This window comes from Flavobacterium sp. XN-5, assembly GCF_008033395.2.
GTDB lineage: Bacteria > Bacteroidota > Bacteroidia > Flavobacteriales > Flavobacteriaceae > Flavobacterium > Flavobacterium hiemivividum.
This window is the reverse complement of the sequence record NZ_VOGZ02000024.1, coordinates 1-505: the sequence shown is the minus strand read 5'-3', so window position 1 is coordinate 505 and position 505 is coordinate 1. Positions and strand designations below refer to the sequence as shown.

Genomic DNA, 505 nt, shown 5'->3' with positions numbered 1-505 from the left:
GTATCCGCTCGAGCAAGTACATCTTGTAGAGTAAAAAGTGATTACCTATGTTTTTTCTTATAGTGTCAGCTATTGATACCTTATACGTGAAGAATGGTAGCGCTATAATTGTCAATTTTATTATGCTTTACTTTGTTTCAAAGCATTGAATAAAACTAAGGACACCTATAAGGATTATGATCCTATTTTCCGGGTCCATATTTAATAATATGAGTCTATTGTGGTATCTATAAAGCACAGCCGCCCATAGTGTTTTGGACTTGAGATTAGCTAATTCATCCGTATAGATTTTCATCTTAGAATCTTCTAATTCTCCTTCACTATAACCAAGCATATGAATATTACGCATTCGAATCTTTTCAAACTGATCCGAGGTCACTTTCCTTTTTAGTAAATTGCTTTTTGATATGAAGTACTCCCATACAAGAAAATAAATTTTCATTACCTCTTCCAGCTCTTCCATTGAAATATCATCCTTGTAACCTAGCAGGACACTCAAAAAAAA

Annotated in this window: 1 protein-coding gene; it reads right to left on the bottom strand. The window is 33.3% G+C overall.

From position 1 onward, the window contains the following. Positions 1-127: 127 nt before the first annotated feature. The coding region (locus FQU23_RS16120; protein ID WP_209282361.1) for a hypothetical protein at positions 128-505 on the bottom strand (378 nt) is incomplete at its 5' end.